Below are 26921 nucleotides of genomic sequence, written 5' to 3' on the forward strand. Positions count from 1 at the left end.
TTATCTTCCTAATGCAATACTTGAAGATTGAATCTTGATAATTTTTTCTACAAGATTTTTGATAGGTGAAAAGCTAGTTTTTTGTTTCATGCAAGTTGTAACTCGATAAAGTGTAAGATATTTTTTTTCTGATGTTTGGACACTTAAGTTAGTATTTTCTTCAATCTTGTTTGGAGTTTCACAATTAGAATCTCCAAAATCATACACAAGCACTTTTTGGGGTTTAGGCGTATTTAAGGTGGAGAAATACATCACTTCAAGTTTGAGCGATATATCAGAATCTTTTAGAAAATCTGAGCTTAGATTTTTTAGAATCTTATGGAGATTAGAAGCATTTTCAGGGGTGATTTCTTGAGTATTTCCATGCAAGCTAGTTTCTCTGATAATAGAGACTAGGGAATAACTGAGCCTATCCATTTTTCCTTGATTGATGAGTGCTTTTCCTATATCTCCAATGAGTATGATTAAAATAATGAGTAATCCAAATATGATTGAAGCCTCAATACTCACAGAACCTGTATTTTGATAAATAAAATCAGCTCTTGTTGGTTTCATTTTTATTCTTTTGAGTATTTGTATTTTTATCATTACTTGGGTCATATTCGCTTTTTTCGCTGTAATAAACAGCTTTGCTTACTGTACTTTCTGGCATTTGAAAGATCCTGAGTATTTTGAATATTGGATTTATTTTGTAATTTAAGGTATAGACAATGAGTTTGTTTTCCATATCATTGCCAGTACAATTATTGTTTTGCAATTCTGTGATTGAGCGACAAAATTTTAAGGAGGGTTTGAGTGAATTTTTTACATCAGTGAATAATAATAGATTGTTTTTGTGTGTGTCAATATACTCTTGAAATTTTTTTTCATATCCTTGCGTTGGATTAGTCGCCGCAGCATATTCTCCTGCACTTGTAGTGATATAATCAATAATAGCTATTTGATAAATCAAAATCATTATTTCTAATAAGCTCATTATGAATAAAAAAAAGGGTAAAAACAAGATTGCAAATTCTAGTGTAGCGATTCCTTTTTGAGATCTTATGAAGTTTGCAGATAAATGATATTTTTTCATAGATTTTTTGCTTTGACTTTTTGTAAATTGCGGACAAAATTTCTAGGAGATTTTGAAAGATTTTCTTTTTGAATAATTTCCAACGCAATATTTGATTTATTGTCTTTAATGAGTGCAAATATCAGATTATTGATTATTTTGCTATCTTTATAACCTCTTTTGTATAAAGGCATTAGATAGTTGATTGCTTCAGGATATTTTTGCTCTAAAATCGCCATCATTGCTAGATTTGTATTGATAATAGAGTCTTTTAAAAATAACTCCTTAGCTTGAAGAAAGTTTTGTTTTGCTAAAACAAATTTTTTCAATGAGGCATAAATGATTCCCTTGAGATTGTAGGCCTCGGCTATATTTTTATTTATATTTGTGAGAATATCAAGCATTTCAAGTGCTTCTTTGTGATTGCCCATGATTTCTAGGGCTTTAGAATATAAGAGTAAAGCCTCAGGAGAGCTTTTTGCTTCCACTAGAGGGTGTAGATAATAAAACACTGAGTGATAATCTTGTGCCTCATAGTAGTATTGTGCGAGTTTGAGGCGAGTTTTGGGAGTGTCTTTTTTCTCTAATTTTTCCCTGTATATCTTGATGAGATCTTTATAGTTTTTTGCTGCTAAGAGCACTTTTTCTTGATAAATTTCATCTGTAAAAAAATTGGGATTTTTGGAAGAACACCCTATGAATACAATTACGATAGCCATTATTATAAATAAATTTTTCATTAAAATCCTTTCAAAACTTTCATTACCCCTGGTGCGGCAATGATAATGATCACTGGAAACATAAAGAATAAAATCAATGGAATACTCATTTTTGCAGAGAGTTTTCCAATCGCCTCTTCAGTTTTTAATAATTCAAGCTCTCTTATTTCCATTGAGAGGTTCATCAAGCTCTCATAAATCCCGCTTCCATATCTAAGACTTTGTTTGAGTGTAGTGCACATCATACTGATTTCAGTGCTAGGAAGTTCCTTTTGTAATTCATCAATCGCTACCTCTAAACCACTTATTTCGCTTTTTAATACAATGCGGGATAGAAAAGGTGCAAAACCTTTATTGATCTGTCCTATACTATTTTCTAAGAACTTAATAGCCCCTTCTATATTCATCCCTGATTGTACGCAGATCGCCAATAAATCCACAAACATTGGAATATCACGACTTATTTTTTGTATTCTTGATTCAATGATAATTTTTTGTAAATAATTTGGAGCTAAAAAACTCACCGATATAATAAGGATAGCCATCATCCCAAGAAGGGCTTGGGAAATTTGGAGTGTAAAAATAATATTACAAATATAAATAAACAAGAACACACCAAAGCTAGAAAAAATCTTCAGGCTAATATTTTCATCATATAGGCGGATTTTTTTCAACAACTTGTCGGTTTTTTCGAGTATTTCTTGAGATTTATGTTTTTGAGAATTTTTGATAAAAATATCATTTTTATCAACTTCATCTGTTCCATCAAGTAATGAGCTGATTTTTTTCATTTTAGCATTTTCGTTTATTATGTAAAGGAAGGTAAAAATACTAAATATTAAAGAAAATAAATAAAATCCACTCATTATATTTTCCTCATCAGAAATAAAATAATCGCCATCCCAATACCCTCACTTATGAGAAAATAATATAAAATATAACGACCTGATGGATCGTGCATAATGTATTCAAAATTATCAGGACTAATGAATTTCATCAGAAATAGAAAGGCAAATGGAATTGCAGCAGTGATTTTTGAGCTCATTCTTACTTCAGATGTAATGGCATTTTTCTTTTTTTCCATTGATTTTGCTTTGGTAGTGCTAGATGAAAGCCTAGAGAGCACCTCTTTGATTTTCGCACCACTTTTAATGCTTACTAAAAGCGAAGTGAGAAAGAAATAATAATTTCCAAAAGGAAGTCTTTTGTAAGAATTGGCAAAAACTTTGCTTGGATCATCTCCAATATTGAGACTTTTGACTATCGTTTTAAATTCATTTGCTAATACCCCATTCATCGAATTGGCACAATCTTGCAGTGCTAAAGTGATGTTATTTCCTGATTGCACTGCTCCAGAGATAATAACCAAAGCTTCAGGAAAGCTTTTTTCAAAATCCTTTTTAATGGCTTTATTATGCAACATATTGGCAATATGTCCCCCAAAGAAAACTCCAATAATGATTGCCAAAAAGGGATTAAATTGCAAAAATAGATGATTGGACAATAAACATAAAAATGAACAAATACATATAATCAAGAATCCCTTCAGTGAAATTCCATTTTCTTGTGTATAGACATTTCTAAAATGCCAAATAATTTTTTGATAAATGAGTTTTTTAAAAGAAAGTTTATGTTTTTGATTTTTTAGATCTGGATAGAGTGCATCAACCATCTCCATAAAAACTACTGCATTTTTCATTTTTATGCTAGAAATGATAACGTAGATAATAAGCATGATCGCACATGTAATACATAGAAGAAAAACTAGTTTCATCATTTTATTCCTGATTGAGATTTTTGTATGATTTTTTCAAGCTGAGGATAGATATCAAACATCATTGCATTTTTTTCTAAAATAGAATTTTTAGGTAGATGATTAAAGATATAATGTCCTTGAATCTTGCCGTTTTTATCGCGTTTCTTATCAACTTTAAAATCAAAAATATCATAGAGTTTTATTTGCCCATCTTCAATTCCTGTGAGCTCTGATATTTTGATAACTTTTCTACTTCCATCATTAAGGCGTGCTATTTGAACGATAATATTTACAGCTGAAGCGATATTATGTCTGATGGCCTCTATAGGCAGATTGAAACCTGCCATCATCACTAAATTTTCCAATCTAGACATGGCATCAAAAGGACTATTAGCATGTAATGTGGTCATAGATCCATCATGTCCAGTATTCATAGCCTGAAGCATTTCAAATGCCTCGCCACCACGACACTCGCCTACAATAATTCTATCAGGACGCATCCTTAGTGCATTGATAACTAGCATTCTCATCGTGACTTGTCCGCTATTTTCAACTCCCGCCATCCTTGTTTCTAGGCGTACAATATGAGGTTGTTGAAGTTTTAATTCAGCCGCATCTTCAAGAGTGATGATTCTTTCATCATCAGAGATATGATGAGATAGTGCATTGAGTAGGGTTGTCTTGCCTGATCCTGTTCCACCTGATACTATGATATTGCACCTAGATTTTGAAGCGATCATTAAAATTCCCGCTATTTCCTCGCTCATAGAGCCATAAGTAGAGAGTTCCTCTAGAGTTTTAGAGCTTTTATTGAACTTACGAATAGAAATAGAAGTTCCATCTAATGCTATTGGGTTGATAACGACATTCAAACGGCTTCCATCTGGCATCCTTGCATCAACAAGTGGCTGTGCATCATCAATACGTCTACCCATTTTTGCAACTAATCTTTTTGCAATATCTGTGAGTTGATTGTTATCTATAAATTTCCGATCAGTTTTTTGTAGTTTTCCACCCTTTTCAATGTAGATATTCTCAGCTCCATTGACTAAAATATCGCTGATTTCTTCATCTTCCATTAAAATACGCAATGGTCCTAATCCCATAATCTCATCAGAAATAATTTCACCCATCATTTGTAGTTCATATTTAGAGAGGTATTTTTGATTTTGTGTTGCAACTTTTTGAATCACCCTCAAGATTTCCTTCAGAAATATATCGTGATTATCAATAAGTTGTTCTACTTTTTCTATGTCAATTTCTGAAAGTACTTTTTCGCGTATGAAGCGAATTGAAATATTTTGTTTCTGCGTAAGCAGTGTATCTAGAACCATTTTTTAGCCTTTGTGTTAGAAACTCCAATGAGTTTATCTGCTAGTATCTCTAAGGCCTGGAGTGTTTTTGCTTTTGCTAGGGTTGAGGGAGAAGCTTTGTCTATATTTTGATAAGGAATCATCGCATCAATTTTAGTTTGTATGAGTTCTTCTATATCTGAAATATGAAAACTATTTTTTGGATTTAAGTGATTGTGGTTGAAACAAATATAGATTTTCTTGCTTCCTTGATGAACACTCTTTAGAAATTCATTGATTCTCAAAACTTCCTTTGCTTTTCTAAGTGAATCAATGTCGCCCGTGATAGTCAGGATGGCAATATCAGATTCATTCAGAATTGTTTCAATGATTTCTTTTTGTGCTGCTTGAATGGAATGATCATAAAGGATAAAATTGAATTTAAAATGCTTTTGATTGTGATAGTTGTATGCCTCTTCTTTGGATTCTTTGTATAAGGAGACTTCATTATTAATACACTCTTTTTCAAAGACCTTTCCTGATAAAAGATCTAGGTTAAAAGAGCTTTCTGAACCCTGAACATTCAAAATCAAAGATTGAAATCTTCGATAGATAATCAAAGCGATTTGATAACTCAAAAAAGAATTTCCGCAACCGCCTTTTGTGCCCAAAAAACTAATCTTGATTGATTTTTTGTTTTGAATATTTTCAGAAAAATTAAATATTTTTTCATATATTTGATCAAGTTGGGTTTCCCAATTCAGGTAAAAAATTCCTGAAGATAAAAAATCTTCGTGAATTCTTATTGAATCATTTTCACCCAAAATCACACAAGGAATGGTTTTTGGAAAAATCCTTTGTATTAAATTGCAATACTCTATTGTGCCTGTAAGATTTCCTGCATCTAAAATAACAGCTTGAATATTATACTTGATGTCATCAGCAGTGATTTTTAGAGGATTTTTATAGATTATTTTAGAATTATCAATTCCTTTCAAGCATAAATGTTTATAGACAATCTCTGCATTATGGGAATTTTCAGAGATGATGAGCATAACATCTTGATTATTTTTTTGAATATTTTGTTTCATAAATGGTTTGAACATATTTCCTCCTACTTCACAAAGCCGATATTCTGAAAGAACATTTTTATCTCTCCTTGATCGTTTTGAAGCTTATGAAAGGGCAAATTAAAAAAAGATTCTGCAACGCTTCTAGGCTGATAGGTGCTAATAGAAATATCCTTGCTAACAGGACGTGCTAATGTGACTGTGGCAATAATGATGAGTTCGGTTTTTGATCTTGTGATGCTTGTTTTGCGAAACAATGCTCCTATCAAGGGTATATCTCCTAAAAAAGGTACCGATCTGACATTTTCATTATCGTGCTCATCAAGCAATCCTCCAATAATAAAACTTTCACCATTCCCAACTTCAAAAACACTTTCTGCACGTCGTTTTTTAAGATTGGCTGCACTGGCACCATTTTTTTCGATAATGCTTTGAATATTGCTCACTTCTTGAGAAATACGCACAGTGATTTTTTCATTGCTTTGGACTTTTGGTTGTATGGTTAGAGAGATACCATAATCTTTTGCGGTTCCAGGCGAACTTACAGGCTGACCTCCGTAAGTTACAGAATTTGTAATGGGAGTGTATTGTCCAGTAACACTAAATTGAGCATTTTCACCACTTAGAACTGATAAATTGGGCTCGGCTAGAATTTTTGCCATTTGCTCATCTTTGAATGCATCTACTATGGCTAGCATATTGAATTGAGAAAGCCCTAATACGCCATTTGTGATGAGTGGAATCACATAAGTTCCAGCATTAAAATCTAAGCCGAGTTTAGCCACAAGGTTTTTTTCAATATCTGCCACAATGAGTTTAACATTGACTTGATTAGGAAGTTCAATTTTTAACTTATCAATGAGAAAAGGAGTTTCATAGCGAGTGAGAAAATCCAATGAATTATCTTCTTTATCATTTTCTGATGAGGTTCTTTGGGATGTTCTATCTGCAGAAACTGCGTCTTTTTCTTTTTTCTCTAGTTCCAATCCTAGTGCGAGAGCGGCCATATTATAAGCACTGTCACGACTACCTTCATCTAGAACTGTTCCAGTGATGATATAACCTTGTTCGCCAGGGATTCCTAACTTTGTGATTTTGATCGTTGAATCAGGTAATTTGCTTTCTATGAGTTTGGCAATTTTATCTAGATCTTTTGCATAAGGATCTACAGAAATACTCAATGATACCAAAGGTTCTTTGCCAAATATTTTCACATCCGCAAATCCATTATCGTTGGCATAAATCACAACTTTTCTGTGATTGATGATTTTATAATCAACGATTTTAGGATCAGAAGTGAAGACCGCACTAATATCTGAAGTTGTGCTAAAGACTCTAGATTTTCCTTTCTGCATTATGATTTCTTCACTTTGACCAAAACACATAATAACTATCCATAAAAAGACAATCCTAGTAAGAATCACTTTTTGCATCAATCCCTCCTTTTAGTTCTTTGATAAAATCTTTTGTTAATACATTTGCTGTCGAGATGCCTTCTTTTTGTTTTTTGCTTGCAGGAAAAATCACGAAAATTCCTAGATCTTCGATGGTATAAATCTGTTTTATTTCTTCTTCAGAAAGTTCAACTTGGAGGTTTGCGATGGGTTTTGATTTGTTTGGGTGTTCTTCGGAAATAGGAGGAATTTTCTCTAAAAATAACACTCTTTTATTTGAAAACATTAATGCTAGATTGCTACTATTTGCATTTCCTTCACTAGAATATGATTGATTTGGATTTCTTTTTGGCAAAACAGGAATACTTTTTTTATTTCTAGTTTCATATTTAAAATAGATATCTACAACTTCGTTGGGCTTTAGCTTTGAGAGAATCAAATATTCTCGTTTGTTGAGTTCAAAACTAAAAGAAAATAATCCCTTTTTAGGATTGGCTTTGAGCTGATGATATGTTTCGCTCCCAGGACGTGCGACATCTTCACTTGAAATATAATCGCCTTTTTTTAGATCTCTCAAGACAATAGAGTTGGTGATGAAATCTTTATTTTTATTGACAATGCGTTCATCCCAATTCATACCTTCATCATCTTCAATGGTTTGGATATTAACATCGCTTGCATCTATAATTTCTCCCTTATGCAAGTCTCTTGAAGTGACTAAAAAAGAATAAGTTAGTTTTTTAATAACGGGCAATGGTTGGGAGTTTTTATTTGAAGAATTTTCTTGAGATGTCAATAATCCCATTATAGAAACAATTAAAATTAGAATAGATATGATAATTATTATCTTTTTATTCATTTTAAACCCCTAAAATATTTTATTAATACAGATGAGGCAAAAATAGGATTAAAAAGCTACCCATAATTGCCACTCCATAAGGAACGCTTTTTTCTATTTTTATAAAATTCGCACAAATATAAATGAATATACCGATTATAGCTCCGACAATGGAGGTTAGAAACAAAAACAAGCCTATCAAATCATAAGGAATAATCAAGCTTAGTGCACATATAAGTTTTATATCTCCTGCACCCAAAAATCCAAATCTCCAAATGATGATCCCTATAAATAAGATTAAAGCTGCCATCAAGAGATTTATTTCCAAATGTAATTGGAATGATGATACAGTACTTAAAGCTATGATAAATAAAATTTGAATATTGCTAATAATTCTAAAAAAAACATCTGTATAAGAAATCCATATTGAAATCAAGATCCATAAGATAAATAAAAACACTTCTGTATTTATTTTCCACCTTGAGATTTACTGATGCTCAGGCCATCTTGAATAGAACGAAAAGATTCTTTTATTTTTGAAATAAGACCATCTTCACCGCCACTACCAAGCACAATAAAAAGCATTGAAGAAATAGCCACCGCTATAAGAGCGTATTCAATTGCTGTCACGCCTTTTTGGGATTTAAAAAATGCTTTTTGCATGATGAATATCTGCATATGGCTAAAAATATGTAATAATTTTTTAAACATATATTTCCTTTTCATTTAAAATTTTGTGAGTTGAATACTATAATAATCATTCTTAAAAAATAATAAAGATTATCATAATTAATATTTTATGAGATTTTGGAATCCAAAAATGAATGAGTATTTGACTTTTTAATTTGAGAAAACTAGATTAATATTTAAATTTTTGAAGGGCTTATTAGCCCTTATTATGGATGGAAGGATTATTTTTTCATATCAATGACGTAGCGAAATTTTGCTTTACCTGTAGTAAGATTTTCATAGGCTTTATCTATTTCTTTTTCATTGGATTTTATTAATTCTATTTCTGGATAGATTTCATGTTTGATAGAAAAATCAAGCATTTCTTGAGTTTCTTTGATACCACCAATGATTGAGCCATAAACTTTACGTCCGCCATTATAAACGAGCTCAGATACACTCACTTTCGGGATCACATCTGCAGGGGGTAATCCGACAATTGCAAGTTCTCCGCCATATTTAAGAAGTTTAAGATAAGGCACAATGTCATATTTTGTGGGAATTGTGGAAATGATGAAATCAAATTTTTCTTTTACATTTTCCAAAGATGTATAGAGATGAGTAACCCCCATTTTAAGGGCTTCTTGTTTTTTATTGTCATTTCTTGCAAAAACACTTACTTTTGCCCCCATCTTCACTGCGTATTTTACTGCCATACTCCCTAATCCTCCAAAACCAGCAACCCCAACCACAGAACCTTCTTTGATGTCAGAAAATTTGAGTGGAGAATAGGTTGTGATTCCTGCACATAAAAGTGGAGCTACTTTTTCTATTTGTGCATTTTTAGGTACTTTGATGGCAAATTTTTCAGATAAGACGATATTGTTTGAATATCCGCCATAGGTTGGTTCGTTGTTATGAAAACAGTCTAGATTGTTGTATGTGAAAACACATTGACCTCGTTCGCAGAACTGCTCTTGACTTCTTTTACAGGCCTCACATTCTCCGCACGAATTTACCATACAGCCAACTCCTGCATAATCCCCGACCTTGAACTTACTGACTTCATTACCTACAGCTATTACTTTTCCAGCAATCTCATGTCCTGGAACCATCGGATAAATACCTTTAGCCCATTCGCTCCTAGCACTGTGAATATCGCTATGACAGATTCCTGCATAAAGAATATCAATGATGATATCATTTTTACCCATAGGATGGCGGGTAAAACTAAAGGGTTCAAACTTCCCATCTTTGGATCGAACGGCATACCCTTTTGCGGGTATTCTTTCATTTGTGTTAAATTTTGTTTCCATTTTTAATCTCCTTTTTTGTAATTTGATTATATTCCTCATTGGTAACTTTTCCCAACCAAGTTGCGTTTTTCCATCTTTATCTTGACTTGTGAGTGAAGTATAGCACACCAAGATATTTGCTTGCTTCTTGCCAATGTTTTATATTTGGTGAGCAAATAATAGTGTCACTTTTTTGAAAAATTTGAATGGGTTTGCCCCACTCTTGCGTATAGCCCACTCCTTCAGTAACGATAAGACGCTGACCTTTTGGGTGAGTGTGCCAAGCAGTTCTAGCTCCTTTTTCAAAACTGACCAAAGCTCCACTAAAACACATAGAGGGTGTGGCTTCAAAAAGCATATTAACTTTCACATTTCTACTAAAGTATTTTTCATCCCCATCAAAAGATTTTGATTCCTCTTTTTGGTGAATGATTTGATTGTTATTTTCCATTTCTTATCCTTTATTTTCGATATGGGAAATTATAAAACCTGCTAGTTGCTATCACTCAAGAACAAATGATGAAAATTTCAAAAATATATGATTATTTTAGTTGAAACTTTTATGAGGATGTTTTTGAGATTTTTTGCTTGTTTGATAAGTTTTTGATGGTATCGCATTTTTGTCTCTATTTCATCAAGTGCTTTATGGTTTTCTAAGATGAGGTTTTAATCGCTTATTTATTGGCTTTGATTATTTCAAAATACTGTATTAGGGTTTTATTTCTATGAAGTGTTAGGCTTAGATAGTCTTTGATGGTCATAGGGAGGAAAATAAAGATGGTATAATTTTCCTTAAAAGTATTTTTTGTAATAGGGAAAATGGTGGAAGTGTTTGACATAAAGAGCAGAATAGATTTTAATCTCGTTAAAAAGATTTTTGGAAACAAAGAAAATGCAATTGGTTTTTTCAAAGAGATTTCAAAGAAAAATAATTTGGATTCCTTTTTTTCATTAAAGAATTTAAAATCTGAAGAAATTTATAATTTAATTGTTCAAAAGCGGAATTATGAAGTAGCACTTCCAAGTATAAGAAAGATCTTCAAAGAAATAAAAAAATTTCAAAGAGGATCAGAGTGAATATACAATAGAAATTCTTTTGAATGAATCGAAGAGTTTGGATTTAGTGAAATTAAATAACCTTTTTATAAGGTGCTTTTCAAGATTTTGTGCATAGGATTAATTCGCAAGATATTTCTAGCATTTTTATAAAGATGAGGAGGCAAGAAATGTTGCAGTTAGATACAGGAGGGCTAAAGAAATTAATACAGAAAGAAATGATTTCCCTGAAAGCTTGATTTTTGAAAAAAATAAAAATATTATCCCTACCTTATCTCATATTGGGGGAGTAGATTTTTTTATTAATGGAATTTCCTTTGATCAAAAAGTATCACGAAGTGTGAGTGATAAATTTAAAAAAGACTTTAGAGATAATTGGAAAATTAAAGCTTTTAAAAATCTAGGACTTGTCGCTAAATATCTTTACGAACAACAAGATGAGGGTCGTTTTGGAAGTAGTCCTAGATTATGTATAGTCTATCTAGATGAGGATATTTCTGCTATAGTTATAAAAAATAGCATTAAGAGAATGGATTTAGATGAGCTTTTGGAGATAACCTTTGCTTTCAAACATAAAAATACAGGAGAGAGAACATATAAAACTCAAGCATTTGTAGTTTTATTTGCCAAGCTATGAATTATATCGGTTCAAAATTTAAACTTCGTGAGTTTTTATACACACACATATATCGTGTATTGCAAGAAGATGATTATAAATCATTGAATGAATGCATATTTTGTGATATGTTTGCAGGAACAGGGGTGGTTGGGAGATATTTTAAAAATAAAGTCAAGCAAGTTTTAGCAAATGACAAAGAGTATTATAGTTTTGTATTGAATCAAAACTATATTGCCAATCAAAAAATCAGTGACAATCTTAAAGATATGTTTTTTGAGTTGCAATGTGATGAACTCACTCCGCCTATTGAAGGAAAAATATATCAAAACTACTGCTTAAAAGAGCAGAGATTTAAAAGAACTCAATATCAAAAACAAGTTTTAGATACTTATTCACGTCAGTATTTCACTGATTATAATGGTGCAAAAATTGATGCAATCATTTCTAAGATCATTGATTGGAAAAATAACAATCTCATAGGCACACAAGATTATTATCATCTTCTTGCTTCATTATTAGAAAGTGCAGATAAGGTTGCTAATACCGCCTCAGTTTATGGAGCCTATCTGAAATATTTCAAAAAGTCAGCTTTAAAAAATATCTTTTTATCTCCTGCTGTATTTGAGATCACAGATACTTCTGCTTTAGTGTTTAATGAAGATTGTAATGAGTTGATAAAAAAGATCAAAGGCGATATTTTATATCTGGATCCTCCTTATAATGCTAGAGAGTATGGGGCGAATTATCATTTGCTTAATACCATCGCTTTGTATGATGATTTTATTCCTAAAGGAAAGACGGGACTTAGATCTTATAAAAAAAGTTCCTTTTGCAAAAAGACTCAAGTGGCTAATGCTTTAGAAGAATTGATTAAGAATGCGAAATTCAATTATGTTTTTCTGAGTTACAATGATGAGGGTTTGCTAGATTTAAAACAGATAGAAACTATCTTCGAAAGATATGGGAAATATACGATGGTTTCACAACCCTATCAACGGTTCAAAGCTGATTCTTCACGAACACATAAGCAGAATTCTACGATTGAGTATTTACATATTTTGAGGAAAGATTAGGGTGGTTTAAATGCCAAAGCACAGTGAATTGAAATGAAATGAAATGAATTTACAATGATAATAAAATTATGTATATTAATTGGTATTTCAAACAAAAATAGAGTAGATTATTTTTTTATCATAGAGAAGTATTTAAAAAATAAATATTTATAAGTTGAGATTTTATTGGTATAATCCAATTCTTTTAGATTAAAATTTAGAATGAGAATTGAAATTGAATTAGGAATGTATTTTATGGATACAAAATCTGATAACAAACTAGGATTTATTAGTGCAGAGGAGTTTGAAAAAATCAAAAAGGAACACGACTATAGGTGCGTTACGTGTGGTTCAAAAGAAAACGAGTATCATTTTTTGAGACATAATGTCATGGTAGAATTAAGACAAGGACGCATAGATGTAAAAAAAGGTTTTGTGATTGGCAATGTCATTCCACAATGCCAAATATGCAACAAGTGGTCATAAGCAATATCTTATCTATTTTTGTTATAGGACTGTTTGATGAAAGGAATCATATAAACTATGTCTTCAATATTTTCATAAATAAATTCACAATCTCCAACTCCCCAAGTAGCAATCTTGCTCACGTCTCTGATCCTGTTTTTGTAATCATTTATTTCTGAATATTTTAAATTAAAATAGACCTTTATTTTACCTTGTAAAATAACAAAACTAACAATACTTTTCTTTCCGACAATAAAAGATATAGATTGTTTTTTGGGTTCTAGAGAAATACCTTCTAATTTTAAAATTTCTTTCTTAATTATTTCATAGAGTCTTATAGTATTTTCTGGAATATTTTTCAAATGATCATCTTCTGTGTATGAATGAGTTATTTTTGGTTGAGTAGGCACTGTGGGTGTTTTTTGAGAAATAACATTTTCTGTTGGTAGAGTTTTATGTTTTGAATGACTCACTTCATTAAAAGCTTCTTTGAGATATTTGCTAAACTCTTCTATGATACTTGCAGTAGTTCTTTGGGCTTTTGAGACCTTTGTGGCAAAAAACCTTACAAGATCAGTGCTCGGATTTTCCATCTCTTGTGTGAGTATTTCTAAAACCTGACCATAGTTTTTTAGTCTTTTTCCTAGTTCTTGTATCTGGGCCACATCAATTTGATTGTAGGTAAATTTTTGAAGTATTTCTAAATCTTTTTCCTTAAAATCTCTAAAATCAAAAATAAAAAATGGTTCTTCATCTATTTTATTTATATTATCTAAATCAGAAAAAAATCTATATTCAATACCATTAGTTAGCATTGCCAAATGGCATCCATCCTTCACCTTGGTGTCAAAATAAAATTCAAGCTGTTCAGTGGAATGTTGTAAATCTTTCTTATGGTATTTTGCTTCTATGAGCATAATGGGTTTATTTTCTTTGTAGGCTATGTAATCTACTTTTTTACCTTTTTTGTTTCTAAAATCAGCGATACCTTCAGATACCAAAACTCCTACTTCTTCGACATCATAGCCTAGTATTTTTAAAAATGGATTGACAAGTTTTAGCTTCGTCTCTTCCTCGTTTTTTATAAGCTCTCTGATTCCTTCTTGTAATACTCTATTTTTTCTGAATCTTTTGATTTGATTCATAAAATCTTCGTTTTCCTGCATAAAAACACCTTTTTGTAATTTTTGAGATACTATGATTTTTTATTTTGTATTAGAAAATCGAAAAAATCATTGTGAAAAAGTGTTTGGCTATTATATGCCCCCCCCCCCTTAAGATATTCTTAATATTGATTATGAATAGTTGATAATTATTTTATTTATAAGAAAGATTGAAAAATTAAAAGATTTGGTTTAGGAGTAGAATTTATTGAAGTTATTTATTTGATTATATTTACTTGTGGTGTTATTTTTGTGAGTTTAAGTGATCATAAACAGCATTATGATCACATTTGCCCTATTGATTATTGCAACGCACATCTTCCTCCAGTGCATTGATTTATAAGCGAACTACTAGGGAACATTCGACTTCCTCTTCGATCCTCGCCTGATCCTGTGCAATTTCTTTGAGAAATTCCTCGTGTAACTGGGTTTTCATAAAGATTTCCTATCTCTACAGCGGTAAAAGTTAGTAAAGTTCGAAGATCTGAAAGAGCGTGAAAAACTTCTTGCACATTTGTATATGGATCTATAAAAGTTTGATATTGCTCTAGGGAAAATCCTGGTACATTTGTGGGTAAGATAACAATTCCATTTCCATAACGCAATAATGGTTGTGCGTGATATTGCGTACCAAGACCATGTTGATTTGTGAGTTCTGATAATCCAAGCCAAAGGGTTCCTATTGGAGCATCAAAAAGCTCTTGAATAAGGTTGCGTATTTCTTGATCGGTTGTTCTTATAGATGAGGGTGACCAGTTATATTGAGGGAGCATCAAAGTAGAGGCCATCCATGCTAAACGTCGCGTTCTTGTTTGTCTGCTTTCCCCAGGAAGTAGAGGCATTTCCTCAATATGAAATAATGCCTCAAGTCGTTCTCTTAATAAAGGAAATCTATTGCTAAATGATATGAATGCATTCACGTCTTGTGCTGTATCAAAAAAATATCCTCCAGCACCTAGTGGTCCTTGAATATGATATTCTTGTAATTCAGCTATCATCTGATAGCTATGAAGCAAACAAAAACCACATATAAATATGGCTTCTTCAGATCCATCTGCACTTGTTGCTATTTCCCATAATCTTTTTATCCATGCATCATTAAGCACAAAACTTGGAGGCAAAGAACGTTTTATTTTTTTCTCTAAAAGATTCTTTTTTCCTCCTGGGGCAGGGCAGTACTCTAATGTCTCTCCTAAATTTCCATTGGTATATAAGACCCAATCTTGTAAATCTTTACTCACAACAAAGAGAGAAGTTGGACTATGATTGGTATCATTTTTTAAAAAACTAGGTTTTGCTGTATAGGGGACACCCCAATTGCTTCCATATCTTGTAACGCGCAAAAGATTGCCTTGATAATCTTTTATGATACCTCCCCCTTTATTTGTAAAAGAAACATCCCAATAAGCAGGATTATCTTTTTTTGTTAAGGCGTCTGCGCATTCTTTCCAGCTCACCCAATTCCAATCATAGCCGTTGATCTCTGAATACATGCAGTAAAGACTCCCGCTACCACTATCATAAGTAGCAATGTGACCATTCTCAGGATTATAATAAAGGTTAACGTAATAATCCCAAGATTGATTATCTCCTATGTAGTAGCGATTCATAGAACTTGGTGTCACTAAATCCCAAGCTATGGATGTTATCATACTTAGATTGCCAGGTGTGGCTATTGTATTAATCCAATCCTTCATTGAAGAATCAAGCGTGTGGTTATTTTTGTCTGTTTTGTCTTTAGTGATGTAGAGCCAATCAGTATTTTTGATGCGAAATTGACCATCTCCAGTGTAAAAAGCATTATCCTTGAAAATCCAACGTTGATTTTTATCATTGATGCTACAAGGGGATAAATAAATGTAATCCCATGTCACTTTACCATTTGTTACATCTTCAGGAGCTGTTAGGCATACCCAAACGTTGTTGATATTGTAGCTGATTCGTTGGAATACGTCATATCTAGCTGGTTTGTTTCCTTGATCATCGCAGTTTAATATTGCAATATAACCCCCATCAGGTCTAAAGGTAGGGATATAGCAAGTTTTCGCTCCTGAAGTGTTTAACATAATTGGTTTGTCTTTGGGTTTATCTGTAGGTTTTTGAATTATTGAGATGGGTTCAATACCTTGAGCAGATGAAAGATTGCATAAAAAGCATATAAACGTCAATATAGTTAAAATTATTTTTTTATTTTTATTCATTTAATTTTTCCTTATTTATATTTATTTGTATAATATAATATTTTTGATAATAATTAGATATTAATTTTAAATTAATAAAAATAATTATTTCTATAGACTTATTTTTTCTGTTTGAAGCACATTGAATCGTATTTTGAAATTATTATAATAAATAAAAATGGCAATGAGATCTAAAAACAGAATTTATTGAAAGGAAAAGTCGATAGCGTGATTTGTTACCAGCAAGGTATTTTATAAGAATGTTACGAAGGATTTAACTAGTGAATGACCGAACTATGGCTCCAGATGTAGGATTCGAACCTACGACCAAGCGGTTAACAGCCGCCTACTCTACCGCTGAGCTAATCTGGAATATCATGAAAAGTTTGCACTAAATTTTTCAGAGTCGTGATTATAAAGTATTTTACTATATAAGTCAAGTCCTCTAGAAGAAAATCTTTATCAAAGTTTTGTGATTGTTTGTGTTGATGCAGTGTTTAAAAATCCTTTCAAATCATATATCACACTATTTTTGTGTGTAAATAACGAGAGAGAGAGGTTTTTAAATTCTTGATGAGAAACGCATAAAATCATCCCATCGTATTTTTTTTCTTGAGCATTTTTAATAGATTGAGATAGATTAAAAATATCAATCCCATATACCTTGAGAACTTCAGATTCATCAGCCAAAGGGTCACATATATCAACGTCACAACCAAAATCTAGCAATTCTTTTGCTACTTGAGGAACTTTTGAATTTCGAATGTCTTTGCAGTTTTCTTTGAATGTAATGCCTAACAAGAGAATTCTAGCCCCTAATATCTCTAGGCCATTTTTTGCCAATAATTTGATCATTTTTTGAGCAATAAAAGTGGGCATTGTATCATTGATTTGTCTTCCTGCAGAGATGATTTTGGGGTGATAACCCATCTTTGAAGCAATATAAGTGAGATAATATGGATCCACACCAATGCAATGACCTCCTACAAGACCAGGTGTGAATTTTAGAAAATTCCATTTGCTGCTTGCAGCCTCTAGCACTTCATAAGTATTGATTCCAAGCTTATCAAATATGATAGCAAGTTCATTTACAAAGGCTATATTGAGATCTCTTTGGGCATTTTCTATCGCCTTTGCTGCTTCGGCTACTTGTATGGAAGGGGCTAGATGAGTTCCTGCTTTAATGATAGAAGAATAAAGAGAATCTATTTCTTTGGCAATTTTTTCCGTACTTCCAGAAGTAATTTTTTTAATATTTGTGAGGGCATGTTGTTTATCACCAGGATTGATGCGTTCAGGTGAGTAACCTACAAAAAAATCTTGATTGTAAATAAGTTTGCTTGTATCTTCCAAAACAGGAACACATTCATTTTCAGTACATGTGGGGTAGGTAGTAGATTCATAAATAACAATATCCCCTTTCTTTAATCCTCTCCCAACTATTTTTGAAGCCATTAAAAGTGCTGATATGTCTGGAGTTTTATATTCATCCACAGGCGTTGGGACAGTTATGATGTAGATATTTGCTTTTTTTATCTTGATTGGATTATTACTAAAAGATAAATGAATAGAGGCCGTAAAATCTGATGATAAAACTTGCTCATTTTTATCTTTATGCTCACAGAGCTCTTCTATTCTTCTTGCATCTATATCAAAACCGATCGTTGGATAAAGTTTTCCAAATTCAATAGCAAGAGGAAGTCCAACATATCCTAGACCGATAATTGCTATTGTTTTATTTGATTTTGATTTCAAGTAATTGCTCCTGCTATATATTTGATTTCATCTTCGGTCAGATATGGATTCATGGGTAAACTTAAGATTTGTTGACATATTTTTTCTGCAATATGAAAGTCTCCTTTTTGATAACCCAGATAAGAAAAACAAGGCTGAAGATGTAGGGGCAAAGGATAATGAATACTATAAGGTATATTTTTGTGTTTGAGTTTTTGTTCTAATAAATCTCTATGAGTGGATAAGATACTGTATTGTGCATAAACACTTTGAATATGATCTGCTATAGTGGGAAGCTGTATGGATTTGTTTTTGAGATATTTTTCATAAAGTCTAGCAACCTTTACTCTTTTATCAATCTGAATGGGATAGTGTTTGAGTTTTACCCTCAAAATGGAAGCTTGAATCGTATCAAGTCTTGCACCTATTCCTATGAAAGAGTGTTCATAACGTTTTGTTTGTCCATGAACCCTGAGACTTTTAATTTTTTTGGCAATATTCTCATCGTTACAAAATACTGCTCCGCCATCCCCATAACATCCTAGAGGCTTAGCTGGGAAGAAGCTTGTTGTAGCTATTGGGGTGAGATTACAACTTTTTTTATCTTTGTAAATTGATCCAAAACTCTGTGCTCCATCTTCTATGACAATCAGATTATATTTTTTTGCAATTTCGTTGATGGTGTCAATTTCACAAGCATGACCAAAAAGACTCACGCATATAATAGCCTTGGTTTTATGGGTTATAGCACTTGGAACAAGTGATGGATTTATTTGATAAGTGAAGGGATCTATATCCACAAATACAGGTTTTGCTCCCAAAAGTGCAATCATCTCTGCTGCAGCAACAAAGCTAAATGGAGTAGTGATGACTTCATCATTGTTTTTAATCCCAGCTGCCTTAAGTGCAAGCAATAGTGCAGAAGTTCCACTTGAGCAAGTAATGACGTGTTTTGATTGAACGAAGTTTTTGAGTTCATTTTCAAGAAGTTCAACTTCTTCGCCCATAATAAAATCAGATTTATGAATGACTTTTTGTATCGCTGCATTGATTTCTTCGGCATATTCATTGTGTGCTAAAGTTAAATTGGCAAAGTCAATTTTCATTTTTGGAATACCTCGTTGTTCTTGAGTATATATGAACTTCCATCATAGCTATCTATGGCAGTGTCATTTACAAAAATCATTTTTTTCCCACCCTTATCTACCCAACCAATCTGTCTAGCAGGAACTCCGACCATTAGGGCAAACGCCTTCACATCTTCTCTGATAAGTGCCCCTGCTCCTATAAAAGCATATTCGCCAATCTTCACTCCACACACAATAGTAGCATTAGCTCCAATTGAACATCCTTTTTTTAGGAGGGTTTTTTTAAATTCATTTTTACGATTGATAAAGGCTCTAGGATTATAAACATTTGTAAAAACAACCGAAGGCCCTAAAAATACCTTTTCTTCGCATTGTACACCTTCATAGATACTGACATTGTTTTGGATTTTACAGTCATTGCCTATGATTACATTTGGTCCGATGACACAATTTTGCCCAAAAGAGCAATTTTCACCTATAATTGAACCATTTAAGATATGGCAAAAATGCCATATCTTAGAGTTTTTCCCAATCTGAACATTTTCATCTATAAAGCTACTAGGATGTATAAAATGATTCATTATATGATTTTGCATAGTGGATGATACTCGCCTATAGTTCCTATAGGATTGGTATTTCTAATATCATGAACAATTTGTATGGATCTCCTTGCATCTTCTAGTGCAAAACCTTTGCCATTTAAAATATGCTTATAGCTCAATGTATGCAGATCGGTGAAACCCTCGCTAAATTCAATTTCCTGATTATTAATAAGCATAGAGCGGTGAGTTCTTTTGTCTTTTTTTTCCAAATGATCTTGATTGATAGATAAAAACCATTTAACACGAGCATTTTTTAGTTCTAAATACCCACTCATACAATCAGGTCTCGAAATATGAACGATATTTTTTTGAGGATTTCCAAATACATAAGAAACCATATCAAAGAAATGCACACCAATATTGGTAGCGATTCCTCCACTTTTACTCACATCTCCCTTCCAGGATGCAAAATACCATTTTCCCCTGCTAGTGATATAGGTAAGAGTGATGTCATAAATTTTATCTGGATTTTGATGAAGTTCTTTTTGAATTTTTTCTTTTAAGGCAATGATACTAGGATGTAACCTTAGTTGAAGGATATTATAGACTTTCTTTCCGCTCTCTTTTTCTAATTCTTCAAGACCATCAATATTCCAAGTATTTAAAACCAAGGGTTTTTCACAAATGGCATTGCTCGAGCTTCTAAGAGCAAAACGAATGTGACTATCATGTAGATAGTTCGGAGAACAAATACAGATATAATCAAGCCCTTCATTTTTTCTCTTGAGTTTATCAATATGGCGATCAAAACGCTCAAACTCTGTGAAAAAATCAGCTTGTGGAAAATAACTATCCAAAATGCCTACAGAATCTCTAGGATCTAAGGCACACATCAGTGTATTTCCTGTATCTTTGATAGCTTTAAGATGACGAGGGGCGACATATCCGCCCACTCCTATGATTCCGAATTTCATATTTGCTCCAAAATATTTTCTGCTATCAGTTCGCTCGCAAATCCATTACCAAATAAATGTTTAGGAAAGGGACTATTAAATAGTTTGGATATGTTAGCAAAAGAGTCGATAATTCTTTCTTTATCTGCTCCTACTAGTATATTACAATTATTTTGCGTGAGTTCTATCCATTCACTTTCATTACGCAATATAAGAGAGGGTTTGCAAAAGAAATATGCTTCTTTTTGCAAACCTCCACTATCTGTGAGAACACATTTAGAATTTTGAAGTAACCAAATCATTTCAAGATAACCCAAAGGTTCCGTGATGGTGATGTTTGAAAATTTTATTTTTTGATCAGAGAGTATTTTTGCTACTCTTGGATGGAGAGGAAGAATAACCTGATGTTTTTTTGCAATGAATTCAATGGCTTCAAAAATAGATTTTAATTTATCTATATCATCAGTATTTTCAGCTCTGTGAATACTAGCTAGAGTAAAATTACTGGATATAGGGATATTTGGTTTTTTTGCATATTGTGAATATTGCTTTACGCAATCAAACATCACATCTCCACTGACATGGATTTTGCACGGAAAGTTTAAGAATCCTTCTTTTTTGAGGTTTTCATATGCGTTTTGAGTGGGACAAAAAAGTAGGCTTGAAATTCTATCTGTAAGGATACGATTGATTTCTTCGGGCATTTTGAGATTAAAACTCCGCAATCCTGCTTCAATATGAATGATAGGGATATTTAATTTAGCACCACTAAGTGCTCCTGCAAGGGTAGAGTTAGTATCTCCATACACTAGCACTCTATCAGGTTTTGTTTTGAAGATTATTTTTTCGATACCCTCCATTATTTTTCCAGTCATTTTTGAGTGAGTTGTTCCTCCAGCTTCGAGGAAAAACTTTGGTTTGGGAATGTTTAAATCTGAAAAAAAAATTTCACTCATTTTGAAATCATAATGTTGACCTGTATGAACGATGATTTCTTCAATCTGTGGATACTTCTTGAATGCTTTGCTTTGAACAGAAGCTTTTATGAATTGCGGTCTTGCCCCAAGTATTGTCAGTATTCTCATATAAAGATTATACTAAATATTTAGTTGATATTCGTATAGACAGCTTGGACATCATCGTCTTCTTCAATTTTATCAAGTAGTTTTTCAATTTCACTTAATTGTTCAGCATCAAGATTGATAGGAGTATTTGCTACTCTTTTTAAGGAAGCTTTTTTGATAGGGATTTTCAAAAGCTCAAAACCTTCGTTCAATCTCCCAAAATCTACATAATCAGCATAAGCAATCAATATTTCACCTTCATCTGTTTGAATACTTTCAAGTTCTTCTAATCCGTAATCTATCAAACTTAGCTCTAAATCTTCCAATCCTATTTTGAGATTATCAATACTTTTTTTATCAAACTCAAATACACTTTTTCGCGAAAACATGAATTCCAAAGAACCATTAGTCAATATGCTAGCACCAGGAGTTTTGTTGAAATAGCTTTTAATATTGGCAATTGTTCGGGTTGTGTTATCGGTTGTACATTCAATAAAGATCAATACTCCATAACTTGCCTTCCCCTCATAAGTGACTTCAGAGAATATGCCATCTTTGCCACTAGCTCTTTTTATTGCAGCATCAATATTGTCTTTTGGCATATTTTGAGCTTTGGCATTGATTATCGCAGTTCTTAGCTTGGCATTCATCTCTGGATCGCTTCCACCTTCTTTTGCTGCTACGGTGATTGTTTTGGCAAGTTTAGGAAAAACCCTACTCATTTTGTCCCACCGTTTTTCTTTTGCTGCACGACGATATTCAAACGCTCTTCCCATATAGTCTCCTATTTTTTGGCTAATTATATCAAATTCAAAAGCACATCTAATTTTTGCTTTTAAAAATTCTAATCTAATAGTGGGTCTTTTTGTTATAATAAAAGCAATATAAAGTTAAGGAAACATATGAAGATATTCAAGCAAGTTTTGTTTGTCGTATTTTTTGCTATTTCCACTGGATATGGGGCTGATAATAGTATGAATTTGTTGTTAGGGATAGACACAAGAGGGACAGATAGCATTTATGATTCAAAATATGCAGATGGTACAAAGACGATAGATACGAAACGTTATGGCTATGAAGGATATATAGGCGGTAGGTTAGGGATAGAGTATTTTGTGACCAAAAGAAATGCTATTTTGGGATTTCTAGGGATAGGATATACAAATATCAAATTACTAAATAAATCTGATTCATTTGATTTGTATTCGGGGGTGGGGACGCAGGTTGGAGTACAGTATTTATTCAATTATTATGAAAGTGAAAAATTTAACTTTGGCTTTGTGGTAGGAGCTAGTTATTTTAATGCCTATTACAAAAGATCTGCTGAATATATTATCGCTAATGAGATATTTGGGATTTTAGGCTTGAATATTACTATCAACTCTAAACACCGTTTAGAGTTAAATGCTGGAGTTCCGGTTTATTCAATGGGTAGGTACAATAACGATATGTATAAAAATATTCTTGTAACGAGGCGTTTCAAGAATATTTATTATGGAATTTCTTATATGTATCTGTTTAATCTTTAGTTTCTATTGAGATAATTTGCAACCTCTTTAGTATGATAAGAGATGATGATATCTGCCCCCGCACGTTTAAAAGCGAGCATTGTTTCTATCATTGTTCTTTCATAGTCAATAACCCCTGCTTTTTGTGCGGCTTTTAATACGGCATATTCCCCGCTTACATTATAAATAGCTAGAGGCAAGAGGGTTCTTTCTCTTACATCCCTAATAATATCCAGATAGGCCAAAGCGGGTTTTACCATTAAAATATCTGCTCCTTCAGCTTCATCATTCAAGCTTTCAAGAATAGCCTCTCTCCTGTTGGCAGGATCTTCTTGATAGCTTTTTCTATCCCCAAAGCTTGGAGCAGATTGTGCTACATCTCTGAAAGGACCATAATAAGCACTTGCAAACTTTGTAGAATAGCTCATAATAGGAATATGTGAAAATCCTGTTTTATCTAGACCTTCACGGATATGAAGAACCATTCCATCCATCATTGTGCTTGGAGCAATGATGTCAGCCCCACTATTACAAAGAACTATGGCTTGTTGAACTAGAATTTCCAACGTAGCATCATTATCCACCGTCTTAAGATGAGGATCAATAATGCCACAATGCCCGTGATCTGTATATTCGCAAAAACATAAATCAGCTGTGATAATCATTTGTTCATATTTTGACTTGATAGCACGAATGGTTTTTGCCACAATACCTTGATCGCTTAAAGCCTCACTCCCGCAAGCGTCTTTGTGATTAGGAATTCCAAATAAAAGAATATGATAAATACCTAGTTTTAACAACTCTTCACATTCTTCAAGAATGTTATCACAGCTCATTTGATAAACATTTGGCATAGAAGAGATTTCATTTTTTATTTTTTCACCTTCAACCACAAAAAGAGGATAGATAAAATCTCTTATATCAAGTCTATTCTCTTTTATTAACTCTCTTAATCCTTCTTTTAATCTCAAGCGTCTTAATCTTCTAAACATTTTAACTTCCTTTAATATTCTATACCCACTGCTTTTAGCCTATCTCGGAGGTATCTCATTTGAATGTTTTTATCAAAACACCACTTAGGGGCTATAAGCGTTTCATCGTGGGCTCCAGCACTGATTCTTTGGACAACCACATCTGTAGGGATAATTTGCAAAGAATGCACAATTAAATCAGCGTAATGTTCAAGTTCAATAGGTGTATATTTTCCCGATTGGTATATCTTGGCTAAATGGGTATCTTCTACTACATACAGGGGATGGATTTTTATGCCATCAATACCCCACTCTAAAACGGTTTTTAAAGAATGCAGCATCATTTCTGAAGTTTCATTTGGAAGTCCATATATGAGATGAGCACAAACCTTGATACCACGATCTCTTGTTTTTATAAATAACTCTTTCATCCCATCTGTTAGATGTCCTCTATTGGTCGCTTTGAGAGTTTCATCATACACAGATTGAATACCATACTCTAGCCATATCTCTTTACCATTTTTTACATATTCAGCAAGCAAGTCAAGCAATTTATCCTCTACGCAATCTACTCTTGTTCCAATACTCATGCCTACAACACTAGGAAAAGAAAGTGCTCTTTCATATAGTTGCTTGAGAGTATCAAAAGGAGCATATGTATTGGTATAGGACTGAAAATAAATAAGATACTTTCTGATCTCAAATTTATCTTTATGGAATTCTGAGTGCCATTTGAATTGTTCTGTTAGTTGAGTGAGCTGTTTGTCTAAAAGCGGGTTGGTTGCCATTTTAAAATTCATCGTGATGGGTGATTTATCCGAAGAAATTTTAACAATAGAAGGAGAAAAACTTTCATTTCTGCAATATATGCAACCACCTTTTGCTAGAGTTCCATCGATATTTGGACAAGTAAAACCTTCTAGAGAAATAGGAATTTTTCTCACCCTTTGCCCAAATTTTGACTTGAAATATCTCCCGATCGTGAGTATTTTTTTCAATCTTCTCTCCCTGTAAGTTCTTCAATATAATGACCATCAAAACAAGCCTGACAGAATGCTTCATTTTTTTTAGAATGAATGCTTCTTTTTAATCCATCAAGAGAGAGGAAAAAAAGTGAATCCGCACCAATAAAATCTCTGACTTCTTCAAGGCTATGATTTGCACAGATAAGTTGTGATTTATCAGGCGTATCCACACCATAAAAGCAAGGAGAAATGGTTGGTGGAGAGCTAATAAATAAATGTATTTTTCTTGCTCCAGCTTGTTTGAGAATCTTAATGATTTGTTTGCTTGTAGTTCCCCTAACAATAGAATCATCAATGACTATAAGATCTTTTCCTGCTATAAGTTCTGCTATCGGATTTAGTTTTAGTTTTACTTTAAGTTCACGCATTGATTGTGTGGGCTCAATAAAAGTTCTTCCTACATAGTGGTTCCTAATGATTCCAAGTTCAAATGGAATACCGCTTTCTCTGCAATACCCTATGGCTGCAGCAACTCCACTATCTGGTACGGGTATAACCATATCTGCTTGGATTTTATGTTCTTTTGCAAGTTCAACACCCATTTGTTTGCGAATTTCATAGACATTTTTACCAAATACCTTGCTATCAGGTCTTGCAAAATACACGTATTCAAATACACACGGACTAAGGGTAGGAGGAAAGATTTTTATTGATTGTACTGTGACATTACCATCAGTATAAGCACCTTCAAAAACGAGCATCTCTCCAGGTTCTACATCCCTAACGTATTCAGCATCTATGAGATCAAAAGCACAGCTTTCGCTAGCAACAATATAGCCTATTGTGCCATCAAAATTTTTGACTTTCCCTAAACTTAGAGGCCTTAGTCCATATTTATCTCGAACTACAAACATTTTTGTCCGTGATAGAAATACCAAAGCATAAGCACCCTTTATTTTTACAATTGCATCTTTGATTCTATCAACAAGATGATTTTTTTGACTTCTAGCAATGAGATGGACAAGATTTTCTGTGTCAAGGTGACTTTGGAAGATTGCCCCTTCTGAGATCAGAGATTTTCTTATCTCTTTGGCATTGGTAAGGTTTCCATTATGTGCAATGGCTATTTCCCCTAGTCCATATTTTGCAAAAATAGGTTGACAATCATTTATAGAATCTTCCCCAGCGGTAGAGTAGCGATTATGACCAATGCTTGATTTTCCCTGGAGTTTTTCAAGTATTGTTTTGTTGAAGACTTTGGTTACGAGTCCATTGTTTTTATAGGTAGAGATTTTTTTCCCATTTGACGCACTAATGCCACTGGCCTCTTGTCCTCTGTGTTGCATAGAAAAGAGAGAGTAATAGCTTAGCATAGAAGCATTATGAGCGTTATATACACCAACCACCGCACATTCTTCATTCCATTCTTTCATTGCTATCCCTTTAGTGTGTGTCTTGTATTATTCCATAATGT

General features: G+C 32.9%; 28 protein-coding genes and 1 tRNA gene. 4 read left to right on the forward strand and 25 right to left on the reverse strand.

Features of this window, described 5'->3' with window-relative positions:
* From tadF to BKH42_RS05150, 13 genes are all read right to left on the reverse strand, one after another.
* Nucleotides 1–555, reverse strand: coding sequence for a tight adherence pilus pseudopilin TadF (gene tadF / locus BKH42_RS05090; RefSeq protein WP_180673986.1), 555 nt, complete (start codon nucleotides 553–555; stop codon nucleotides 1–3).
* The gene (locus BKH42_RS05095; RefSeq protein ID WP_095295550.1) at nucleotides 536–1075 is read right to left on the reverse strand and encodes a hypothetical protein; all 540 of its coding nucleotides are present in this window, start codon (nucleotides 1073–1075) and stop codon (nucleotides 536–538) included. The genes tadF and BKH42_RS05095 overlap by 20 nt, the downstream gene beginning before the upstream one ends.
* A complete protein-coding gene (locus BKH42_RS05100; protein WP_095295551.1) occupies nucleotides 1072–1794 on the reverse strand; it encodes a CDC27 family protein in 723 nt (240 codons plus the stop codon). Before BKH42_RS05100 ends, BKH42_RS05095 begins: the two co-directional genes overlap by 4 nt.
* Nucleotides 1794–2639 carry a type II secretion system F family protein gene (locus tag BKH42_RS05105; RefSeq protein ID WP_095295552.1) on the reverse strand — a complete coding sequence of 282 codons (846 nt, stop codon included), beginning with the start codon at nucleotides 2637–2639 and terminating at the stop codon, nucleotides 1794–1796. The genes BKH42_RS05100 and BKH42_RS05105 overlap by 1 nt, the downstream gene beginning before the upstream one ends.
* Nucleotides 2639–3547, reverse strand: a complete 909-nt coding sequence (locus BKH42_RS05110) for a type II secretion system F family protein (protein ID WP_180673988.1) — start codon at nucleotides 3545–3547, stop codon at nucleotides 2639–2641. The genes BKH42_RS05105 and BKH42_RS05110 overlap by 1 nt, the downstream gene beginning before the upstream one ends.
* A complete protein-coding gene (locus BKH42_RS05115; RefSeq protein ID WP_219349833.1) occupies nucleotides 3547–4863 on the reverse strand; it encodes a CpaF family protein in 1317 nt (438 codons plus the stop codon). Before BKH42_RS05115 ends, BKH42_RS05110 begins: the two co-directional genes overlap by 1 nt.
* Entirely contained in the window at nucleotides 4854–5927 is a 1074-nt protein-coding gene (locus tag BKH42_RS05120) for a hypothetical protein (protein ID WP_095295554.1), read from the reverse strand. The genes BKH42_RS05115 and BKH42_RS05120 overlap by 10 nt, the downstream gene beginning before the upstream one ends.
* Nucleotides 5928–5935: 8 nt before the next feature.
* Entirely contained in the window at nucleotides 5936–7324 is a 1389-nt protein-coding gene (locus tag BKH42_RS05125; RefSeq protein WP_095295555.1) for a pilus assembly protein N-terminal domain-containing protein, read from the reverse strand.
* Nucleotides 7302–8144, reverse strand: a complete 843-nt coding sequence (locus tag BKH42_RS05130) for an SAF domain-containing protein (RefSeq protein ID WP_095295556.1) — start codon at nucleotides 8142–8144, stop codon at nucleotides 7302–7304. Before BKH42_RS05130 ends, BKH42_RS05125 begins: the two co-directional genes overlap by 23 nt.
* Before the next feature lie 22 nt (nucleotides 8145–8166).
* Nucleotides 8167–8583, reverse strand: coding sequence for a prepilin peptidase (locus BKH42_RS05135; protein ID WP_180673989.1), 417 nt, complete (start codon nucleotides 8581–8583; stop codon nucleotides 8167–8169).
* Nucleotides 8584–8591: 8 nt separating this feature from the next.
* The gene (locus BKH42_RS05140) at nucleotides 8592–8834 is read right to left on the reverse strand and encodes a Flp family type IVb pilin (RefSeq protein ID WP_180673990.1); all 243 of its coding nucleotides are present in this window, start codon (nucleotides 8832–8834) and stop codon (nucleotides 8592–8594) included.
* A gap of 200 nt (nucleotides 8835–9034) precedes the next feature.
* Complete coding sequence (locus tag BKH42_RS05145) at nucleotides 9035–10108, reverse strand: NAD(P)-dependent alcohol dehydrogenase (protein ID WP_095295559.1); 1074 nt, start codon at nucleotides 10106–10108, stop codon at nucleotides 9035–9037.
* Between the two features lie 76 nt (nucleotides 10109–10184).
* Nucleotides 10185–10538, reverse strand: a complete 354-nt coding sequence (locus tag BKH42_RS05150) for a cupin domain-containing protein (RefSeq protein WP_095295560.1) — start codon at nucleotides 10536–10538, stop codon at nucleotides 10185–10187.
* An 840-nt stretch (nucleotides 10539–11378) separates the two neighbouring features.
* On the opposite strand from BKH42_RS05150, the gene BKH42_RS09765 reads away from it, so the two are divergent.
* The 3 genes from BKH42_RS09765 (at nucleotide 11379) to BKH42_RS05165 (ending at nucleotide 13300) form a co-directional block, all read left to right on the forward strand.
* Nucleotides 11379–11780, forward strand: a complete 402-nt coding sequence (locus BKH42_RS09765; RefSeq protein WP_219349835.1) for a hypothetical protein — start codon at nucleotides 11379–11381, stop codon at nucleotides 11778–11780.
* Complete coding sequence (locus BKH42_RS05160; protein WP_095295561.1) at nucleotides 11777–12835, forward strand: DNA adenine methylase; 1059 nt, start codon at nucleotides 11777–11779, stop codon at nucleotides 12833–12835. The genes BKH42_RS09765 and BKH42_RS05160 overlap by 4 nt, the downstream gene beginning before the upstream one ends.
* Before the next feature lie 234 nt (nucleotides 12836–13069).
* Nucleotides 13070–13300, forward strand: coding sequence for a hypothetical protein (locus BKH42_RS05165; RefSeq protein ID WP_095295562.1), 231 nt, complete (start codon nucleotides 13070–13072; stop codon nucleotides 13298–13300).
* An 8-nt stretch (nucleotides 13301–13308) separates the two neighbouring features.
* Here BKH42_RS05165 and BKH42_RS05170 read toward each other — a convergent pair whose 3' ends face one another.
* The 9 genes from BKH42_RS05170 to BKH42_RS05210 all read right to left on the reverse strand — a co-directional run bounded on the left by BKH42_RS05170 (nucleotide 13309) and on the right by BKH42_RS05210 (nucleotide 22779).
* Complete coding sequence (locus BKH42_RS05170; protein ID WP_095295563.1) at nucleotides 13309–14445, reverse strand: type I restriction endonuclease; 1137 nt, start codon at nucleotides 14443–14445, stop codon at nucleotides 13309–13311.
* A gap of 299 nt (nucleotides 14446–14744) precedes the next feature.
* Nucleotides 14745–16643 (reverse strand): DUF1561 family protein, encoded by a 1899-nt coding sequence (locus tag BKH42_RS05175; RefSeq protein WP_095295564.1) that lies wholly within the window; start codon nucleotides 16641–16643, stop codon nucleotides 14745–14747.
* Nucleotides 16644–16919: 276 nt separating this feature from the next.
* Nucleotides 16920–16994, reverse strand: a tRNA-Asn gene (locus tag BKH42_RS05180).
* A gap of 90 nt (nucleotides 16995–17084) precedes the next feature.
* Nucleotides 17085–18377: a nucleotide sugar dehydrogenase gene (locus tag BKH42_RS05185; RefSeq protein ID WP_095295565.1), complete on the reverse strand. Its 1293-nt coding sequence runs from the start codon at nucleotides 18375–18377 to the stop codon at nucleotides 17085–17087.
* Nucleotides 18374–19462, reverse strand: a complete 1089-nt coding sequence (locus BKH42_RS05190; protein WP_095295566.1) for a DegT/DnrJ/EryC1/StrS family aminotransferase — start codon at nucleotides 19460–19462, stop codon at nucleotides 18374–18376. Before BKH42_RS05190 ends, BKH42_RS05185 begins: the two co-directional genes overlap by 4 nt.
* Nucleotides 19459–20025 carry an acyltransferase gene (locus BKH42_RS05195; RefSeq protein ID WP_095295606.1) on the reverse strand — a complete coding sequence of 189 codons (567 nt, stop codon included), beginning with the start codon at nucleotides 20023–20025 and terminating at the stop codon, nucleotides 19459–19461. The genes BKH42_RS05190 and BKH42_RS05195 overlap by 4 nt, the downstream gene beginning before the upstream one ends.
* Nucleotides 20025–20960 (reverse strand): Gfo/Idh/MocA family oxidoreductase, encoded by a 936-nt coding sequence (locus tag BKH42_RS05200; protein WP_095295567.1) that lies wholly within the window; start codon nucleotides 20958–20960, stop codon nucleotides 20025–20027. The genes BKH42_RS05195 and BKH42_RS05200 overlap by 1 nt, the downstream gene beginning before the upstream one ends.
* Nucleotides 20957–22024 carry a UDP-N-acetylglucosamine 2-epimerase (non-hydrolyzing) gene (gene wecB, locus BKH42_RS05205; RefSeq protein ID WP_095295568.1) on the reverse strand — a complete coding sequence of 356 codons (1068 nt, stop codon included), beginning with the start codon at nucleotides 22022–22024 and terminating at the stop codon, nucleotides 20957–20959. The genes BKH42_RS05200 and wecB overlap by 4 nt, the downstream gene beginning before the upstream one ends.
* Nucleotides 22025–22044: 20 nt before the next feature.
* Nucleotides 22045–22779, reverse strand: a complete 735-nt coding sequence (locus BKH42_RS05210) for a YebC/PmpR family DNA-binding transcriptional regulator (protein WP_095295569.1) — start codon at nucleotides 22777–22779, stop codon at nucleotides 22045–22047.
* Nucleotides 22780–22905: 126 nt separating this feature from the next.
* On the opposite strand from BKH42_RS05210, the gene BKH42_RS05215 reads away from it, so the two are divergent.
* Nucleotides 22906–23532: a hypothetical protein gene (locus BKH42_RS05215; RefSeq protein WP_095295570.1), complete on the forward strand. Its 627-nt coding sequence runs from the start codon at nucleotides 22906–22908 to the stop codon at nucleotides 23530–23532.
* Here BKH42_RS05215 and hemB read toward each other — a convergent pair.
* From hemB to purF, 3 genes are read right to left on the reverse strand one after another with little or no spacing between them, the layout of a single operon-like run.
* Nucleotides 23529–24503 carry a porphobilinogen synthase gene (hemB, locus tag BKH42_RS05220; protein ID WP_095295571.1) on the reverse strand — a complete coding sequence of 325 codons (975 nt, stop codon included), beginning with the start codon at nucleotides 24501–24503 and terminating at the stop codon, nucleotides 23529–23531. The two genes, BKH42_RS05215 and hemB, sit on opposite strands and share 4 nt — an antisense overlap.
* Before the next feature lie 11 nt (nucleotides 24504–24514).
* Nucleotides 24515–25480: a TIGR01212 family radical SAM protein gene (locus tag BKH42_RS05225; protein ID WP_095295572.1), complete on the reverse strand. Its 966-nt coding sequence runs from the start codon at nucleotides 25478–25480 to the stop codon at nucleotides 24515–24517.
* Nucleotides 25477–26880, reverse strand: a complete 1404-nt coding sequence (gene purF, locus BKH42_RS05230) for an amidophosphoribosyltransferase (protein ID WP_095295573.1) — start codon at nucleotides 26878–26880, stop codon at nucleotides 25477–25479. Before purF ends, BKH42_RS05225 begins: the two co-directional genes overlap by 4 nt.
* Between the last annotated feature and the right edge of the window lie 41 nt (nucleotides 26881–26921).

It is taken from the genome of Helicobacter sp. 13S00482-2, from assembly GCF_002272795.1.
In the GTDB taxonomy this organism is placed as follows: domain Bacteria; phylum Campylobacterota; class Campylobacteria; order Campylobacterales; family Helicobacteraceae; genus Helicobacter_J.